The organism is Streptomyces sp. 8N706 (genome assembly GCF_052245415.1).
GTDB lineage: Bacteria > Actinomycetota > Actinomycetes > Streptomycetales > Streptomycetaceae > Streptomyces.
The window spans coordinates 1-17199 of sequence record NZ_JBQQBW010000025.1 but is presented as its reverse complement, the minus strand read 5'-3'; the positions used below and the strand labels follow the sequence as shown (position 1 = coordinate 17199).

The 17199-nt window shown below is 72.2% G+C and carries 13 protein-coding genes and 1 riboswitch; of the genes, 7 read left to right on the top strand and 6 right to left on the bottom strand.

Annotation, left to right across the window (positions count from 1 at the left end; genetic code table 11):
- Positions 1-6: 6 nt before the first annotated feature.
- From ACTWQE_RS12220 to ACTWQE_RS12205, 4 genes are all read right to left on the bottom strand, one after another.
- The gene (locus ACTWQE_RS12220; RefSeq protein ID WP_443328914.1) at positions 7-687 is read right to left on the bottom strand and encodes a response regulator; all 681 of its coding nucleotides are present in this window, start codon (positions 685-687) and stop codon (positions 7-9) included.
- A complete protein-coding gene (locus tag ACTWQE_RS12215; protein ID WP_443328913.1) occupies positions 684-2369 on the bottom strand; it encodes an ATP-binding protein in 1686 nt (561 codons plus the stop codon). The genes ACTWQE_RS12220 and ACTWQE_RS12215 overlap by 4 nt, the downstream gene beginning before the upstream one ends.
- Before the next feature lie 138 nt (positions 2370-2507).
- A complete protein-coding gene (locus ACTWQE_RS12210) occupies positions 2508-3518 on the bottom strand; it encodes a sucrase ferredoxin (protein WP_443328912.1) in 1011 nt (336 codons plus the stop codon).
- 273 nt (positions 3519-3791) lie between these two features.
- Complete coding sequence (locus tag ACTWQE_RS12205; RefSeq protein ID WP_443328911.1) at positions 3792-5054, bottom strand: citrate/2-methylcitrate synthase; 1263 nt, start codon at positions 5052-5054, stop codon at positions 3792-3794.
- Between the two features lie 115 nt (positions 5055-5169).
- On the opposite strand from ACTWQE_RS12205, the gene ACTWQE_RS12200 reads away from it, so the two are divergent.
- The gene (locus ACTWQE_RS12200; protein WP_443328910.1) at positions 5170-6345 is read left to right on the top strand and encodes a citrate synthase; all 1176 of its coding nucleotides are present in this window, start codon (positions 5170-5172) and stop codon (positions 6343-6345) included.
- Between the two features lie 236 nt (positions 6346-6581).
- Positions 6582-7610, top strand: a complete 1029-nt coding sequence (locus tag ACTWQE_RS12195; RefSeq protein WP_443328909.1) for a CobW family GTP-binding protein — start codon at positions 6582-6584, stop codon at positions 7608-7610.
- A gap of 373 nt (positions 7611-7983) precedes the next feature.
- Here ACTWQE_RS12195 and ACTWQE_RS12190 read toward each other — a convergent pair whose 3' ends face one another.
- Entirely contained in the window at positions 7984-10434 is a 2451-nt protein-coding gene (locus tag ACTWQE_RS12190) for a DNA gyrase/topoisomerase IV subunit A (RefSeq protein ID WP_443328908.1), read from the bottom strand.
- Between the two features lie 341 nt (positions 10435-10775).
- Between ACTWQE_RS12190 and ACTWQE_RS12185 the strand changes: the two genes are divergently transcribed.
- The 4 genes from ACTWQE_RS12185 to ACTWQE_RS12170 all read left to right on the top strand — a co-directional run bounded on the left by ACTWQE_RS12185 (position 10776) and on the right by ACTWQE_RS12170 (position 15689).
- Complete coding sequence (locus ACTWQE_RS12185) at positions 10776-12158, top strand: M16 family metallopeptidase (RefSeq protein ID WP_443328907.1); 1383 nt, start codon at positions 10776-10778, stop codon at positions 12156-12158.
- 11 nt (positions 12159-12169) lie between these two features.
- Complete coding sequence (locus ACTWQE_RS12180) at positions 12170-13537, top strand: M16 family metallopeptidase (RefSeq protein WP_443328959.1); 1368 nt, start codon at positions 12170-12172, stop codon at positions 13535-13537.
- A gap of 311 nt (positions 13538-13848) precedes the next feature.
- A riboswitch (cyclic di-AMP (ydaO/yuaA leader) is annotated at positions 13849-14032 on the top strand.
- Between the two features lie 15 nt (positions 14033-14047).
- On the top strand, positions 14048-14842 hold the full coding sequence (locus ACTWQE_RS12175) for a M23 family metallopeptidase (RefSeq protein ID WP_443328906.1): 795 nt from the start codon (positions 14048-14050) through the stop codon (positions 14840-14842).
- Between the two features lie 190 nt (positions 14843-15032).
- Positions 15033-15689 carry a GntR family transcriptional regulator gene (locus tag ACTWQE_RS12170; RefSeq protein WP_443328958.1) on the top strand — a complete coding sequence of 219 codons (657 nt, stop codon included), beginning with the start codon at positions 15033-15035 and terminating at the stop codon, positions 15687-15689.
- A 278-nt stretch (positions 15690-15967) separates the two neighbouring features.
- Here ACTWQE_RS12170 and ACTWQE_RS12165 read toward each other — a convergent pair whose 3' ends face one another.
- Entirely contained in the window at positions 15968-16249 is a 282-nt protein-coding gene (locus tag ACTWQE_RS12165; protein WP_443328905.1) for an HPr family phosphocarrier protein, read from the bottom strand.
- A gap of 124 nt (positions 16250-16373) precedes the next feature.
- Here ACTWQE_RS12165 and ACTWQE_RS12160 point away from each other — a divergent pair.
- The coding region (locus tag ACTWQE_RS12160; protein WP_443328904.1) for a GNAT family N-acetyltransferase at positions 16374-17199 on the top strand (826 nt) is incomplete at its 3' end.

Genomic DNA, 17199 nt, shown 5'->3' with positions numbered 1-17199 from the left:
GGGGGCTCAAGCCCGGTTCCATGCGTAGCGGTGCTCGGGACGGCCGGTCTCGCCGTACTTGAGGCTCATCCGCACCCGCCCGGCCCGCTCCAGCAGCTTCAGATAGCGCTGCGCGGTCTGTCTGCTGAGTCCCGACCGATCCGCGACCTCCTGCGCCGAAAGGGGGCCCTCCGCGCCCCGCAGGACCTCCCGCACGAGATCGGCCGTCAGCGCGGAGTGGCCCTTGGGCAGCTCCGCGGGGCCGGTGGAGGCTCCGCCGAGGGCGCCGAAGATCCGGTCGACCTGGTCCTGTCCGGCGTCGCCGCCGTCCGCGAGGGCGCGGCGCAGCGCCGCATAGCCGTCGAGTTTGGCGCGCAGCCCGGCGAAGGTGAAGGGCTTCACCAGGTACTGCAGGGCGCCATGACGCATGGCGTCCCGCACCGTGGCGATGTCGCGTGCCGCCGTCACCATGATCACGTCGGTATGGCGGCCGAGCTGGCGCAGCTGCCGCACGAGCGCCAGCCCGGTCTCGTCCGGCAGATAGTGGTCCAGCAGCACCAGATCGACCTCGTGCCGGCGGAGGAACGCCAGTGCCTCGCCGGCGGTATGTGCCGTGCCCGCGACCCGGAAGCCGGCGACCTTGGTCACATACGCGGCGTTGATCTCCGCGACCCGCATGTCGTCGTCCACCACCAGTACGTCGATCATCGCGTGTCTCCCCTCACCGCCGCGGCCTCGTCCAGCTCATGCGCCAGGGCTTCGGGCAGGACGACCGTGAACTCGGCGCCTCCCCCCTCCCGGGCCTCCACGCGCGCACTGCCGCCCTGACGCTCGGCCAGCCGTCGTACCAGCGCAAGCCCGATGCCCCGCTGTCCGTGCCGGGGCGGCTCCTTGGTGGACCAGCCCTCGGTGAAGATCAGCTCGCGGTGTTCCGGCGCGATGCCGGGGCCCGAGTCACTGACGCGCAGCACCGCCGTACGGCCCTCTGCCCGCAGCTCGACCTCGACCCGTGGCTGGGCAGTCCCCGCGGTGGCGTCCAGGGCGTTGTCCACGAGGTTCCCCAGCACGGTCACCAGGCCCCGGGGGTCCACCACACGGTCCGGCAGCAGGGTGTCAGCGCCGATCGTCAGCGGAACCCCGCGCTCCGCCGCCACCGTCGCCTTGCCCACCAGCAGGGCGGCCAGCATCGGGTCCCGCACCTGTTCGGCGACCTGCTCCGCCGTCGCCCGGTGCACCCCGACGACCTCGGTGACGAACTCCACCGCCTCCTCGTGCAGCCCGAGTTCGAGCAGCCCGAGCAGGGTGTGCATCCGGTTGGCGTGCTCATGGTCCTGGGCGCGCAGCGCGTCGATCAGCCCACGGGTGCCGTCGAGTTCGCGCCCGAGCCGCTCGAGTTCGGTGCGATCACGCAGAGTGGCCACGGCTCCGCCGTCATCGGTCGGCATCCGGTTCGCGACGAGTACGCGGTTGGCCCTGACGGTCAGCAGATCGTCGCCGGTCACCCGCCCGGCGAGGACGTCGGTGGTCCGGCCGGGGCCCAGCGCCTCGTCCAGCGGCCGCCCGGTGTGCTGGGGGCCGAGCCCCAGCAGCCGCTGCGCCTCGTCGTTCATCAGCCGGATCCTCCCGCGGTCGTCCAGGGCCACCACGCCCTCGCGAATGCCGTGCAGCATCGCCTCGCGTTCGGCCAGCAGCGCGGAGATGTCGGAGAAGGCCAGGTCGTGCGTGCGGCGCTGAAGCCGGCGGGAGACCACGTACGAGGCGAGCGCGCCGACGGCGAGCGCACCCCCCGCATGGACCAGCAGACCGGGCACGATCGAGACGAGCCGGTCGCGCACGCTCTCGTATGCGATGCCGACCGAGACGGCACCCACGATCTCTCCCGTGTGATCGCGCAGCGGTACCTTGCCGCGGGCCGACCGTCCCAGAGTGCCGTTGTCGATCTGCATGACCTCATGGCCGGCGAGCGCCTCGCTGGGGTCCGTCGAGACATGGCGGCCGATCCGGCCCGGTGAGGTGTGCGACCAGCGCACTCCGCGGTCGTCCATGATCACCACATACTCGGCGCCGGTGGACCGGCGGATGCGTTCCGCCTCCGCCTGGACGGGGCCCTGCGGGACGGGCTCCGTCGACCCGAGCGTCTCCGCGAGGCCGGGACGAGCAGCGGTGGTCTGTGCGATGGCGAGGGCGCGGCGCATCGCCTGGTCGTCGAGCTGGGCGCTGAGAGGCGCGAGGAAGAGGCCGGTGGCGAGCGCGGTGACCCCGGCGGCGATGGCGAGCTGCATGAGCAGCACCTGGGAGAAGACACGGCGCGGCCACCCGATGCGCATCCGTCTGCCTCCGTCCCGTCGCTCACCGCTCCGGAGCGGAGCTCCCTCTTCCGATTCGGTCATACGGACGAAGGGTAAGGGGCCCGCGCGGTGACCTGGATCGCGTTGCGCTCCGGCCGGTGCGGTACGGACGCGCTCGCCGGCCCGGCGTGAGCACACCCGACGTTGTAGCGGGAGCGGAACCGGCGCACCAGGGATATGTCAGAACGCACTGCCGGCCACTTCCTGTACGGCCAGGACCGCCATCCGCGCCGGGGTGCCCGCGGTGGCGCCGCAGCTCTCCGGACGCGGTGGTTCCGCCGTCTCCTCGGCGACCTCGACGTGCCAGCTGCGGCCGTCGGTATGGGTGAGGGTCACGGTCCAGCGGGGAGCCGCGGCCTCAGCCGTCACATGGGTCCCCGTGCCCGTCACCGGGGGCGGCGCCTCGGTCCGTACGGCGGACGGCGGCCGTACGTCGGTCCCCACGACGTCCAGCGCGTCCTCCTGCTCTTCGCCGGTCAGCTCGCGGACTGCGAGCTCGGCCGCCTGGCCCGGCCGGTCCCAGGCCGAGCGGCTGCGGGAGCCCGCGGTGACGATCCGGCCGTCGCGCACCGCTTCGAGGGCGCCCTTGACGGCGTGGGCGGTGGCACGGCCGTACGCATAGCCGTAGGGGAGGAGGAAGAGCGTGGGAGCGAAACGGTGTCCGCCCATGTGGGTGACTTCCCAGATGCTCTGGCCCCAGTCGGCCGCCAGCTCGGCCGCGAGCGGGCGGCCGAGCAGCGCGCAGCAGCGGTCACGCTTGCCGTTCGTGCAGACGAAGGCGAGCGGCGCACCGTCGTACGCCTGCCACAGCCCCTCGTGCCGTCCGGCGCCCAGTCCGGCGAAGTCGAGGGCGAGGAGCTCCTCGGGCCCGCTGCCCGCGTCGCCGACGGTCAGCTCGGTCGTACGGATCCAGGAGCGGCCGGGGAGTGTGTGCGCGGCGTAGACCCTGCGCCGGGTGGGGCTGTGGCGGTCCGCGTGCCGTCCGGGCCGCCGGATCAGCGCGATGCGAACGCCCGTGCCCTTGGCGGCTCGCTCCAGGGCACGTCCGAGTTGCGGGTCGAGGTGGCTGGAGGTGAGGGCCTTGGCGCCCCAGGGGCCGGGCTGTTCGATCAGGAGCCAGGTCCGGGCGGTGGCAGAGGTGCCCGCCAGTGGTTCGGCCAGCTCCCTCGAGGCGCTCGCACACGTACTCACACAGGTGAGCCTAATCCCGCCGGGATCGGTGATCCGCGCGGAGGGGGCGTCGGGCTGGTACGGCGGTCGGCCGCGAGGCGGCCGGTGAAGGGCGCATCCGGTCGGGAGCGCTGTCCGTCGCACGGAGAACCCACGGCGGGTGGTGGCCCGCCGCGGCGCGGCCGGGGCCGGGGGACCGGCCGCCAAACGGAGTCCGGGGGGAGCACTGTGGGCCGGGCGGGGAGCACCGTGGGCCGGGCGGCGTGCGCCGGAGGGGCCCGGGGCCCGTCCCGGTCAGGGCAGCGGCTGGGGCGGGCGGGGGCCGCGGTACTGGCCGCGTGGACGCATCCTCAGCGGCCGCTCCGCGTACTCCTCCAGGGCGTGGGCGATCCAGCCCGCCGTACGCGCCACGGAGAAGACCGTCTCGCCCGCCTCGGCGGGCATCCCCGCGGAGACCGAGAGCACGGCGAGCGCCAGATCCACATTGGCGTGCAGCGGCACATGGCGGGCCGTGGTCGCCGCCACCTCACGGGCCGCCTCCAGTGCCGGGGCGGCCTCCGGTACGGCTTCCAGCAGCCCGAACAGCGCCTGGGCGCGCGGGTCCTCGCCCGGGTAGAGCCGATGGCCGAGCCCCGGCACCCGCCGTCCGCCCCGGAGATGGTCCGCGACGACCGCCGCCGCGCTGCCGCGTGCCAGAACCTCCGTCAGCATCCGGTGCGCCAGCCCGCCCGCGGCGCCGTGCAGCGGCCCGTCGAGCGCCCCGAGGCCCGAGGACACCACGGCGTACGGATGCGCCCGGGCGGATGCGGCGACGCGGGCGGCCAGCGTCGAGGCGGCGAGATCGTGATCGATGAGCAGGACGAGGGCGCCGTCGAGGGCCCGGACCGAAGCGTCGTCGGCGGGGGCCGGGGACAGCCGTGACCACAGCCGCCGGGCGAGCCCCGCTCCGTCCGCGGGCTCGGGCCCCGCCGGCGGGAGGGAGGTCACCAGTGTGGCGATCAGGCCGCGCGCGGTGGCGAGCACCGTGTCCTCCGACAGGTCGAACCGCAGCGGATCGGCCGCGGCCGCCGCGACGGCCGCCACCCGCAGCCGGTCCATCGGACCGCTGTGCGAGGGCAGTGCCTCGACCGCCCGCCGGGCCGCCGAGAGGGCTTCCGCGGGTGCGGTGAACCGGATGCCGGGTGTCATCGTCCCGGTCCACAGCCACTCGGCGACCTCCTCGAAACCATGGCGCCGGGCGAGAGCGGTGGGGTCCACGCCCCGGTAGTAGTACCCATCGCGGTCGATCAAGGTGATGCCGGTGGTCACGGCGGGGGCGCCACCGGTGGCTTCAGGATCTGCGCCGGGTGGGTCCTGGCCCCTGCGGCCGTGCCGGACGAGCGCGTCGACCTCCTCCGGATCGAAAGTGCTGCCGCGCCCGCCGGGCGTACGGCGGCTGGTCAGCAGCCCGCGGCTGACATACGCGTACACCGTCTCGGGCTTCACGCCGAGCCGCTCGGCGGTCTCCCGTGTGCTCAGCCGACCCCGGCGTGCGGCTCCCGCTGTGTCGTCCGTCATGACTCCATCCCACCTCATCTCGATCACGCCCAGGGCATTCACATTGATTCAATCAACATTGACACATATTGAATCAATCATGGATGGTCGTATCAAGTTGATGGAGGAGGACCGCATGACAACCGCGTCGCCCGTATCCCCGATCGAGGTGCCCCGTGGCCTCAAGGGAGTCGTCGTCACCGACACCGCGCTCGGTGACGTCCGGGGAAGCGAGGGCTTCTACCACTACCGCCAGTACTCGGCAGTCGAACTGGCGCGCACCCGCACCTTCGAGGACGTCTGGCATCTGATGCTGTACGGCACCCTTCCGGACCGGGACGAGCGGGCCGACTTCGCCGCACGGACGGCGGCTCTGCGGCATCTGCCCGAGGACGTGGCCGCCGCGCTGCCCGCGATCGCCCGCTCCAGCGCGCTCTCCGGCCCGCTCGCCGGGCTGCGCACCGCACTGTCCCTGCTCGGAGCGTCCGCGGGGTTCCGGCCGCTGTACGACACCGGGGCCGACCGCCGCCGGGCGGACGCCCTCGCCGCCAGTGCCGCCGTGCCCACCCTGCTGACCGCACTGCACCGGCTGTGCCAGGGCCTGGAGCCGGTCGGACCCCGCGACGACCTGCCGTACGCCGCCAACTACCTGTTCATGCTGACCGGGACGGAGCCGGACCCCGGTCGTGTACGCGCCGTCGAGCAGTACCTGATCTCCACGGTCGACCACGGCTTCAACGCCTCCACCTTCACCGCCCGGGTGATCGCCTCCACCGGCGCGGACCTCGCCGCCTGCCTCGCCGGGGCGGTCGGTGCCCTCTCGGGGCCGCTGCACGGCGGGGCGCCGAGCCGCGCCCTGGACACGCTGGACGCCATCGGCACCCCGGAGCGGATCGACCCCTGGATCCGGGAACGGGTCCTGGCCGGTGACCGGATCATGGGCTTCGGCCACCCCGTGTACCGCACGGAGGATCCGCGCTCGCGGATGCTGCGGGACATCGCCGAGGAGTTCGGCGGTCCCCTGGTGGAGTTCGCCGTACAGGTGGAGCGGCGGGTGGAGGCCATCCTCGCCGAACTCAAGCCGGGCCGGGAGCTGCACACCAATGTGGAGTTCTACGCGGGCGTGGTGATGGAACTCTGCGGCATTCCACGGGAGATGTTCACCCCGACCTTCGCCGCGGCGCGGGTCGTCGGCTGGAGCGCCAACATCCTGGAGCAGGCCGAGGACAGCAAGATCATCCGCCCTGCCGCCCGCTATGTCGGGCCGCCTCCGCCGCAACCGGTACCGGCCGCCCAGCGTCCCGCCGGTTAGCGAACCGCCGCGCAGCCCCCGCCCCGCCGTCACAGCACCCCACCACGCCGTACAGGGATCCGGCGCGCCCGCCGTGGAGGGAGCCGCCGTACAGCGCACGGGTGTTCGGGGCGGGGCACTGCGCGCCGCCACCGGCCGTACGGCATCCCGGCCGTTTCAGCGGCACGGACGGTTGGTTACGATCGGCTGCCGTCCCCGCACTGCCTGCCGCCGCCCGCACCATGGAGGCCGAGCCCGTGGCCAAGAAACAGATCCCGGTCATCGTTCTCGCGGGCTTCCTCGGGTCGGGGAAGACCACCGTGCTCAACCATCTTCTGCGGAACAGCAGGGGCAGCCGGATCGGCGCGGTCGTCAACGACTTCGGGAGTATCGGGATCGACGCCATGACCGTCGCCGGGCAGGTCGACGCGATGGTCTCCCTGGGAAACGGCTGTCTCTGCTGCGCCGTCGACACCAGCGACATGGATGAGATCCTCGACCGCCTGGCACGTCCCTCGGCGCGCCTCGACGCGATCGTCGTCGAGGCGAGCGGACTGGCCGAGCCGGAGACCATGGTCAGGATGGTCCTGTCCAGCACCGATCAGCGCATTGTCTACGGCGGACTGGCCGAGGTCGTCGACGCGGCGGAGTTCACCGCCACGCGCACACGGCATCCGGAGATCGACCGGCATCTGGGCGTCGCCGATCTGGTGGTGCTGAACAAGACCGACCGGATCGACGAGGAGGAACGGCTGCGCATCCTGGGGCTGCTCCGGGAGCTGAGCCCGGGCACTCCCGCCGTCTCCGCCTCGTACGGGCGGGTGGACCCGGAGCTCTTCTTCGAACGGCAGTCGGGCGATGGGCCGGAAGAGGCCGTGCGGCAGCTCTCGTTCGACGAGCTGTGCACCGATGACGACGATCACGAGCAGCATCTCCACGCCGCCTACGAGAGCACCTCCTTCACCACGGAGGAGCCCATGGACCCGCGCCGCTTCATGGAGTTCCTGGACAACCGGCCCGACGGGCTGTACCGCATCAAGGGGTTCGTCCACTTCGGGGTGGCCGGGCACCGGCAGAAGTTCGCCCTGCACGCCGTCGGACACTTTCTGCGCTTCTACCCGGAGCCCTGGGCGCGGGGCGAACGCCGCACCACCCAACTGGTGCTGATCGGCTCGGACATCGACCCCGAGCCGTTGCGGAAGGACCTGGAAGCCTGCGCCGGGACCGGCTCCGAGGAAGCCGGTCCCCGCAGCATGTGGGGGGTCCTGCGCTACGTGCAGTCGTAGCCGGACGGCGCATACGGCTGCGCGCAGCCCGTACGGACGCCACGCGCACATGTGAAGCCCGGACGGCGGCGGCGTGGGTGAGCAGCGGCGGACGGCGGCTACCTGCAGGCGTTCCGGGGACGGCGGCTACGTGCAGGCGTTCGGGGGACGGCGGCTCGTGCAGGCGTGGCCGGACGGTGGCCACGCCTGTCGGGAGCCTCGGTGACTACGCGCTCTCGGAGCCGGGACGGCGGTCACAGGCGCATGTGAGCCCGGCCGGCGGCGGCGTGGGCGAGCAGCCCGGACGGCAGCTACGCGCTCTCGTAGCCGGGCGGCGGTCACAGGCACTCGTGGCCCGGACCGCCGCTCCCCGCATGTGCGGCCCGCGGCCCGGTCACACGGGCCCCGCGACCACCGACACCGCCTTGGCCAGCGGCAGCCCGGAGCCGTCCCGGCGCGGGTCGGCCTCGGGCAGGACCGCGGGGGCCCCGGTCGCCGTGGCGGCGCGAGCCGGTGTCGCCCCCACCCACGCCAGCACGAGACAGTCCTCGCCCTTGAGGAAGCGCTGGCAGCGCACACCGCCGGTCGCGCGGCCCTTGCGCGGATACTGGTCGAACGGCGTCAGCTTGGCCGTGCCCTGCTCGGTACCGCCCAGGGTGCCCTGCGCGCCCGCGACCGTGAACACCACGGCATCGGCCGCCGGGTCCACCGCGCCGAAGGAGATCACCTTCGCTCCGGCTGCCAGCTTGATGCCCGCCATACCGCCCGCTGCGCGGCCCTGCGGCCGCACCTGCCCGGCCGCGTACCGCAGCAGCTGCGCGTCGTCGGTGACGAAGACGAGGTCCTCCTCGCCCGTGCGCAGCTCGACCGCGCCGATGATGCGGTCGCCCTCGCGGAGCGAAATAACCTCCAGCTCCTCCTTGTTGGCCGGATAGTCCGGCACCACACGCTTCACCACGCCCTGTTCCGTGCCGAGCGCGAGGCCGGGCGAGGACTCGTCGAGCGTGGTCAGACACACCAGCGACTCGTCCGGCTCCAGCGACAGGAACTCCGCGATCGGCGCGCCGCCCGCGAGGTTCGGGGCCCGGTCCGTCTCCGGCAGCACGGGCAGATCGATCACCGGGAGCCGCAGCAGCCGCCCGGCGGAGGTCACCGCCCCCACATCCGCACGGGCGGTCGCCGGGACCGCCGAGACGATCACATCGTGCTTGGCGCGCTTGGCGTCACCCTCGCCGAGCGGCTCGCCGTTCGCCGTACGGGCCAGCAGCCCGGTCGAGGACAGCAGCACCCGGCACGGGTCGTCCGCGACCTGCAGCGGCACCGCCGTGACCGGCGCGTTCGCCGACTCCAGCAGGACCGTGCGCCGGTCGGTGCCGAACTTCTTCGCCACCTGGGCCAGTTCGCCCGACACCAGCTTGCGCAGCTCCGCGTCCGACTCCAGGATCCGGGTCAGCTTCTCGATGTCCGCGCCCAGCTTGTCGCGCTCGGACTCCAGCTCCAGCCGGTCGAACTTCGTCAGCCGGCGCAGCGGGGTGTCCAGGATGTACTGGGTCTGGATGTCGCTCAGCGAGAAGCGGGCGATCAGGCCCTCCTTCGCCTCCGCGGAGTTCTCACTCGACCGGATGATCCTGATGACCTCGTCGATGTCGATCAGCGCGATGAGCAGACCCTCGACCAGGTGGAGCCGGTCCCGACGCTTGGTGCGCCGGAACTCGCTGCGCCGCCGGACCACGTCGAAGCGGTGGTCCAGATAGACCTCCAGCAGCTCCTTGAGGCCCAGCGTCAGCGGCTGGCCGTCGACCAGGGCGACATTGTTGATGCCGAAGGACTCCTCCATCGGCGTCAGCTTGTAGAGCTGCTCCAGCACGGCCTCCGGGTGGAAGCCGTTCTTGATCTCGATCACCAGACGCAGTCCGTGCGAGCGGTCGGTGAGGTCCTTGACGTCGGCGATGCCCTGGAGCCTCTTCGCCCCGACCAGGTCCTTGATCTTGGAGATCACCTTCTCCGGACCCACCGTGAACGGCAGTTCCGTGACCACGAGGCCCTTGCGCCGCGCGGTGACGTTCTCCACGGCCGCCGTCGCGCGGATCTTGAAACTGCCGCGCCCCGACTCGTACGCGTCCCGGATGCCGTTCAGCCCCACGATCCGGCCGCCGGTCGGCAGATCGGGGCCCGGGACGTACCGCATCAGCGTCTCGAGGTCCGCGCCGGGGTGCTTGATCAGATGGCGGGCGGCCGCGATGACCTCGCCCAGATTGTGCGGCGGCATATTGGTCGCCATGCCCACGGCGATCCCGGACGCGCCGTTGACCAGCAGGTTCGGATATGCGGCCGGCAGGGTCACCGGCTCCTGCTCCTGGCCGTCGTAGTTCGGCGCGAAGTCGACGGTGTCCTCGTCGATCGACTCCGTCATCAGGGAGGTCGCCGAGGCCATCCGGCACTCGGTGTACCGCATCGCGGCCGGCGGGTCGTCATTGCCCAGCGAGCCGAAGTTTCCGTGCCCGTCCACCAGGGGCAGCCGCATCGAGAAGGGCTGCGCCATGCGCACCAGGGCGTCGTAGATGGAGGCGTCACCGTGCGGGTGCAGCTTTCCCATCACCTCGCCGACGACCCGCGCGCACTTCACGTACCCGCGCTCGGGGCGCAGGCCCATCTCGTTCATCTGGTACACGATGCGCCGGTGCACCGGCTTCATCCCGTCGCGGGCGTCGGGGAGCGCGCGCGAGTAGATGACCGAGTAGGCGTACTCCAGGAAGGAGCCCTGCATCTCGTCCACGACGTCGATGTCGAGGATGCGCTCCTCGAAGTCGTCGGGCGGCGGGGTCTTCGTACTGCGGCGGGCCATCTCGGCTGCTGCTCCTTAGAACTGCCTGAGCGGGTGCTGACGCGGACCATTGTGGACCCCGCCGGTGACAGCGCGATCCACGACCCGGCCGAGCGCGGCAGCGCCCGGCCCCGGCGGCGGGTGCGGCGCCGCCGGGCCCGCCGTGTGTCGTGGCGCGTCATGGCGGCGGCCGGAGGCCGCGCACGCCGGACGCCACGAGGTACGGAACGCCGGCGTCCGGGCTTCCCGAAAAATCGCCGATCGCGGAAGCGTAGCGGCCCCGCCGTCCGGGAACTTCGCCAGGCGTCAGCGCGCTTGCATACAGTGGCAGCATTTCTCCCCCAGCGATCGAAGGGACGTACATGCCCATGGGTCACACGGCCACGCAACAGGCCGGTTCCGGCGGCCTCACCGCGACAGAACACCGCCTGGCCAACGGCCTGCGCGTGGTGCTCTCCGAGGACCACCTGACCCCGGTCGCCGCAGTCTGCCTCTGGTACGACGTCGGCTCGCGCCACGAGGTCAAGGGCCGTACCGGCCTGGCTCACCTCTTCGAGCACCTGATGTTCCAGGGCTCGGCGAGCGTCAAAGGCAACGGCCACTTCGAGCTGGTGCAGGGCGCCGGCGGCTCGCTGAACGGCACCACCAGCTTCGAGCGGACCAACTACTTCGAGACCATGCCCGCCCACCAGCTGGAGCTCGCCCTCTGGCTGGAGGCCGACCGCATGGGAAGCCTGCTCTCCGCCCTCGACGAGGAGAGCATGGAGAACCAGCGCGACGTCGTCAAGAACGAGCGCCGCCAGCGCTACGACAACGTTCCCTACGGCACGGCCTTCGAGAAGCTGACCGCCATGGTCTACCCCGAGGGCCACCCGTACCACCACACCCCCATCGGCTCGATGGCCGATCTGGACGCCGCCTCCCTGGAGGACGCGCGGAACTTCTTCCGCACCTACTACGCGCCGAACAACGCCGTGCTGTCGGTCGTCGGAGACATCGACCCCGAGCAGACCCTCGCCTGGATCGAGAAGTACTTCGGCACCATCCCCTCGCACGACGGCAAGCAGCCGCCGCGCGACGGCTCGCTGCCCGGCGTCATCGGCGAGCAGCTGCGCGAGGAGGTCCACGAGGACGTCCCGGCGCGTGCCCTGATGGCCGCCTACCGCCTGCCGCACGACGGCACCCGGGAGGCCGACGCCGCCGACCTGGCGCTCACCGTCCTCGGCGGCGGGGAGTCCTCCCGGCTGCACAACCGTCTCGTGCGCCGCGACCGTACGGCCGTCGCCGCCGGCTTCGGCCTGCTCCGGCTCGCCGGAGCTCCCTCGCTCGGCTGGCTGGACGTGAAGACCTCCGGCGGCGTCGAGGTCCCGGCGATCGAGGCCGCGGTCGACGAGGAGCTGGCCCGCTTCGCCGCGGAGGGGCCGACTCCGGAGGAGATGGAGCGCGCGCAGGCGCAGCTGGAGCGCGAGTGGCTCGACCAGCTCGCCACCGTCGGCGGCCGCGCCGACCAGCTCTGCCGTTACGCCGTGCTGTTCGGCGACCCGCAGCTGGCGCTGACCGCCGTGCAGCGGGTCCTCGACATCACCGCCGAGGAGGTGCGGGCCGTGGCCGCCGCCCGGCTGCGCCCGGACAACCGCGCGGTCCTCGTCTACGAGCCGACCGGGGCCGCCGGCAACGAGGCCCCGGAGGCCGTCGAGACCGCAGAAGCCGCCGAGAACACCGCAGAAGAGGAGGCGGCCCAGTGACCGACGCCACCATGACCTTCCACCCGCAGCCGCAGGGCGGGACCGCCAAGCCGTGGGCCTTCCCGGCCCCGGAGCGCGGCACCCTGCCCAACGGCCTGACGGTGCTGCACTGCCACCGGCCCGGCCAGCAGGTCGTGGCCGTCGACGTCAACCTCGACGCCCCGCTGGACGCCGAGCCCGAGGGGCTGGACGGCGTCGCCACCATCATGGCGCGAGCCCTGTCCGAGGGCACCGACAAGCACACCGCCGAGGAGTTCGCCGCCGAGCTGGAGCGCTGTGGCGCCACGCTCGACGCGCACGCCGACCACCCCGGGGTCCGGGTCTCCCTGGAGGTCCCGGCCTCCCGGCTGGCCAAGGCGCTCGGTCTGCTCGCCGACGCCCTGCGGGCCCCCGCGTTCCCCGACAGCGAGGTGGAGCGGCTCGTCGCCAACCGGCTCGACGAGATCCCGCACGAGCAGGCCAACCCGGCCCGCCGCGCCGCGAAGGAGCTCTCCAAGGAGCTGTTCCCCGCCGAATCCCGGATGTCCCGGCCCCGGCAGGGCACGGAGGAGACCGTCGAGCGCATCGACGCCGCGGCCGTACGGGCCTTCTACGAGGCGCATGTCCGGCCCGCCACCGCCACCGCCGTGGTCGTCGGTGATCTGACCGGGATCGACCTCGCCGTGGTGTTCGGTGACACCCTGGGCGCGTGGACCGGCGGCACCGCCGAACTCCGCCCCCTACCGCCGGTGACCGCCGACGACACGGGCCGCGTGGTGATCGTCGACCGCCCGGGTGCCGTGCAGACCCAGCTGCTGATCGGCCGGATCGGTCCGGACCGGCACGACCGGGTGTGGCCCGCCCAGGTGCTCGGCGTCTACTGCCTCGGCGGCACCCTCACCTCCCGGCTCGACCGGGTGCTGCGCGAGGAGAAGGGCTACACCTACGGCGTGCGGGCGTTCGGCCAGGTGCTGCGCTCCGCCCCCGACGGCACGGGCGCCTCGCTGCTCGCCATCAGCGGTTCGGTGGCCACCGAGGTCACCGGGCCGGCCCTGGAGGACGCCTGGACGGTGCTGCGCACCCTCGCTGCCGACGGCCTGACCGACGCCGAGCGGGATGTCGCCGTGCAGAACCTCGTCGGTGTCGCGCCGCTCAAGTACGAGACGGCGGCGGCCGTCGCGGGCACGCTCGCCGACCAGGTCGAGCAGCATCTGCCGGACGACTACCAGGCACGGCTGTACGCCCGGCTCGCGGAGACGGGCACCGTGGAGGCGACCGCCGCGGCCGTCAGCGCGTTCCCGGTCGACCGTCTGGTCACGGTGCTCGTCGGTGACGCGTCGGTGATCGAGGAGCCGGTACGGGCCCTCGGGATCGGCGAGGTCAAGGTGGTCGGCGGCTGACCGTCGTCAACGCCCCCGGACCCGCGGCCCGTTCCGCCGCGGCACCGGCCGGAGGGCCTCGTCCCGGCGGCAGTTGACGCCGCGCAGGGCGGGGCCCCGGCAGGACCGGTACAACACGCCTCAGCAGGGCGGGAGATACCCCGGCGCCTTCGAAGACGCCGGGGTTCTCCTGTATGTCCCGTTTGTTGGTGAGACTGCCCGTTCATCTGTGGTGTGCGCTACAAAGAACCCGATTTCTTTGGCGATTGAAAGTTGTCCCGCTTAGCGTCGGTCCGGCTGTCCGACCGGACACCGGCCGCACCCGCGGCTCCGGGCAGTCATCGCCGAGTCCCCGTACGGCGCGAGCCAGGGGAGCCGGGGACCCGCCGTCCCGATGCCGCCTGCGGCGCGGGGCAAGTCCCTTGGGGTGAATCGGGCGCCTCCCCGGAGGGGCCCGTAGGAGACCTTCCTGCTCCGAACCCGTCAGCTAACCCGGTAGGCGAGAAGGAAGGAAAGGAGTACGCCGCACCCATGGCGTTCACCCGTGCCACCGGGAAACACCGCCGGCCGAGCCGTCTCGTCCGCTCCGGCGCGAACATCGCAGGCATAGCCACCCTCGCCACCGCGGGCGCCGTCGGCTCCGTGGCGCCCCCCGCGCTCGCCGCCTCCGGCGAGGCTCCGGCGGCCGAGCAGACCGGTCTGCGCCAGGCCATCGCCGCGGGCGACACCCTCGCCGACACGATCGGCGCCCAGGCGCGCGCCCAGCAGGAGGCCGCCGACGAGGCGGCCGCCAGGGCGAAGGCCGAAGCGGAGGCGAAGAAGCGCGCCGCCGAGGCCAGGCGCGAGGCGGAGGCCAAGGCGAAGAAGGCGCGTGAGGCCAAGGTGCGCGCCGCCCGTGAGGCGGAGCGCAAGCGGCTGAACGCCTTCGTCCTTCCGGTCCGGGGCAGTTATGTCTCGACCGGGTACCAGTCCTCGGGCGGGGCGTGGTCCTCCGGCAGCCACACCGGCATCGACTTCCACGCCTCGTCGGGCACCTCCGTCCACGCCGTCGGCGCGGGCACCGTCGTCGAGGCAGGCTGGGGCGGCTCGTACGGCAACAACGTCGTGATCAAGATGAAGGACGGTACGTACACCCAGTACGGCCATCTCTCCTCCGTCGGCGTCTCCGTCGGTGAGACGGTCACCCCGGGGAAGCAGATCGGTCTCTCGGGCAGCACCGGCAACACCACCGGTCCGCATCTGCACTTCGAGGCCCGTACGTCCCCCGACTACGGTTCGGACATCGACCCCGTCGCCTATCTCCGCTCGCACGGCCTCAGCGTCTGACCAAGCTCTGGCCAAAGATATACCCGGTCCGGGCGTCCTCGTCGGAAATTCCTCCGCATTGCAATAGAGTTCCTGAACAAGCGACAACCGAATGCGTTTCGCGGGGATTAAACGGAGGTCCGGCCATGCGGGGTCGAAGGTGAACGGCGATGCGGTGCCGGCGGCCAGGACGGGCATTCCCGCGCACGCGGTGTGCCAGGCGATCCGGGACGACATCGTGTCCGGGGCGCACCCTCCGGGCAGCCGGCTGACCGAGGAGGTCCTCGCCCGCCGGTACGGCGTCTCCCGGGTCCCGGTCCGCGAGGCCCTGCGCACGCTGGAGTCCGAGGGCTTCGTGACCACGCGCCGGCATGCGGGCGCCTGTGTCGCCGAGCCCTCGGAACAGGAGGCCGCGGACCTCCTGGACATCCGTGGCCTGCTCGAACCGCTGGGTGCGGCGCGCGCCGCCCAGCGCCGTACCGAAGCGCACCTCAAGGTGTTGCGCGGGCTCGTACGGCTGGGCCAGGAGCGTGCCAGGCGGGGGCACTTGACGGATCTGCGGCCGCTGGGCGACTGGTTCCACGAGACCCTGGCCCAGGCCTCCGGCAGCCCCAGTCTGGCGTCGCTGCTCACCCAGGTCCGCCGCAAGATCACCTGGGTGTACGCGGCGAACCCACCGGGGCGGCAGACCGAGTCCTGGGAGGAGCACGGGGCCATCGCGGACGCGGTGGCCCGGCGGGACGCGGATCGCGCCCGCGCGCTGATGGCCGCGCACACCGAGCGCTCGCTGGCCGCCTACCGGCTGCGCCGGCCGTCCCATGTGAGGCCTTCGAAACAGCCTGTCAACACAGCGAGTGCACGGAATTAACAGATATCCCGTATACAACTGTCGGGAATTCTTTTCCGGCTTCAGCCGTGCTTTCGGCTGCGCGAAAATAGGACGGAAGCCGGAGTGGAGCCCGGTGAGAAAGCTGCGCGAAAAAGAAAAGCAGAGCCGCGGTGCCCTGAATGGGCCACCGCGGCTCCGCCCTGCGTTTTTGCCTGTGGTACGTCTCCGGGAGCATTCGGGAGATTCGTCCGAGTGCCGCGTCGGCCAAGGTCTGCCCGGTAGCGAGGTGACCTGGTGCGGCCCCGGCCGACGCGGCACTACACCGTCTCCGGCAGCTCCTCCAGCCCCTCCGCGACCAGCTTCGCCAGGCGGTCCAGGGCGATCTCGGCGCCATCGGCCTCTGAGGAGAGGACGATCTCCTCGCCGCCCTGGGCTCCCAGGCCCAGCACGGCGAGCATGGAGGCGGCGTTGACCGGGTTGCCATCGGTCTTGGCGATCGTCACGGGGACGCCGGAGGCGTTCGCCGCACGGACGAAGATCGAAGCGGGCCGGGCGTGCAGGCCCTCGGCCCAGCCGACGGTGACGCGGCGCTCAACCATGGTGTTGCCCTTCGGGTCGTGTCCAGGTCTTGGCAGTGTGTGATGTTGTCTAGACCAGTCTTCCGGTCAGTCTCTCATGACGCGTCCAGTGCTCTCCTCGGCCCGGCGCCCGTACGCTGGCCCCATGGAAACGCCGTCGGAGCACGCCTACCCGACTCACTGGGAAGCCGACGTCGTGCTGCGTGACGGCGGCACCGCGCAGATCCGTCCCATCACCGCCGAGGACGACCGGCGACTCGTGAGCTTCTACGAACAGGTGTCGGACGAGTCGAAGTACTACCGCTTCTTCGCACCGTACCCCCGGCTGTCCGCCCGGGATGTGCGCCGGTTCACTCACCACGACTACGTCGACCGGGTCGGGCTGGCGGCGACGGTGGGCGGTGACTTCATCGCGACCGTGCGGTACGACCGCATCGACGGCCAGGGCAGGCCCGCTTCCGCCCCCGCCGACGAGGCCGAGGTCGCCTTCCTCGTCCAGGACGCCCACCAGGGGCGGGGTGTGGCCTCCGCCCTCCTCGAACACATTGCCGCCGTCGCCCGCGAGCGCGGTATCCGCCGCTTCGCCGCCGAGGTGCTGCCCGCCAACAACAAGATGATCAAGGTGTTCACGGACGCCGGATACACCCAGGAGCGCACCTTCGAGGACGGCGTCGTGCGCCTGGAGTTCGACCTCGAACCCACCGCCCGGTCGCTCGCCGTCCAGCGCGGCCGGGAGCAGCGCGCCGAGGCCCGCTCCGTCCAGCGGCTGCTCGGCCCCGGCTCCGTCGCCGTCGTCGGAACGGGCCGGCGGCCGGGCGGTGTGGGCCGCACCGTGCTGCGCAACCTCCTCGACGGCGGATTCACCGGCCGTGTCCACGCGGTCAACCACGCCTTCCCGGACGGCACCACCGAACTGGAAGGCGCCCCGGCCCACCGCTCCGTCCGGGACATCCCCGAGCCGGTGGACCTGG

Excerpts from the sequence above, each read along its gene's own strand:
- ACTWQE_RS12220 (WP_443328914.1), bottom strand. The coding sequence starts at position 687 with ATGATCGACGTACTGGTGGTGGACGACGACATGCGGGTCGCGGAGATC.
- ACTWQE_RS12215 (WP_443328913.1), bottom strand. The coding sequence starts at position 2,369 with ATGACCGAATCGGAAGAGGGAGCTCCGCTCCGGAGCGGTGAGCGACGG.
- ACTWQE_RS12205 (WP_443328911.1), bottom strand. The coding sequence starts at position 5,054 with ATGACGGACGACACAGCGGGAGCCGCACGCCGGGGTCGGCTGAGCACA.
- ACTWQE_RS12200 (WP_443328910.1), top strand. The coding sequence starts at position 5,170 with ATGACAACCGCGTCGCCCGTATCCCCGATCGAGGTGCCCCGTGGCCTC.
- ACTWQE_RS12190 (WP_443328908.1), bottom strand. The coding sequence starts at position 10,434 with ATGGCCCGCCGCAGTACGAAGACCCCGCCGCCCGACGACTTCGAGGAG.
- ACTWQE_RS12185 (WP_443328907.1), top strand. The coding sequence starts at position 10,776 with ATGCCCATGGGTCACACGGCCACGCAACAGGCCGGTTCCGGCGGCCTC.
- ACTWQE_RS12180 (WP_443328959.1), top strand. The coding sequence starts at position 12,170 with ATGACCTTCCACCCGCAGCCGCAGGGCGGGACCGCCAAGCCGTGGGCC.
- ACTWQE_RS12175 (WP_443328906.1), top strand. The coding sequence starts at position 14,048 with ATGGCGTTCACCCGTGCCACCGGGAAACACCGCCGGCCGAGCCGTCTC.
- ACTWQE_RS12165 (WP_443328905.1), bottom strand. The coding sequence starts at position 16,249 with ATGGTTGAGCGCCGCGTCACCGTCGGCTGGGCCGAGGGCCTGCACGCC.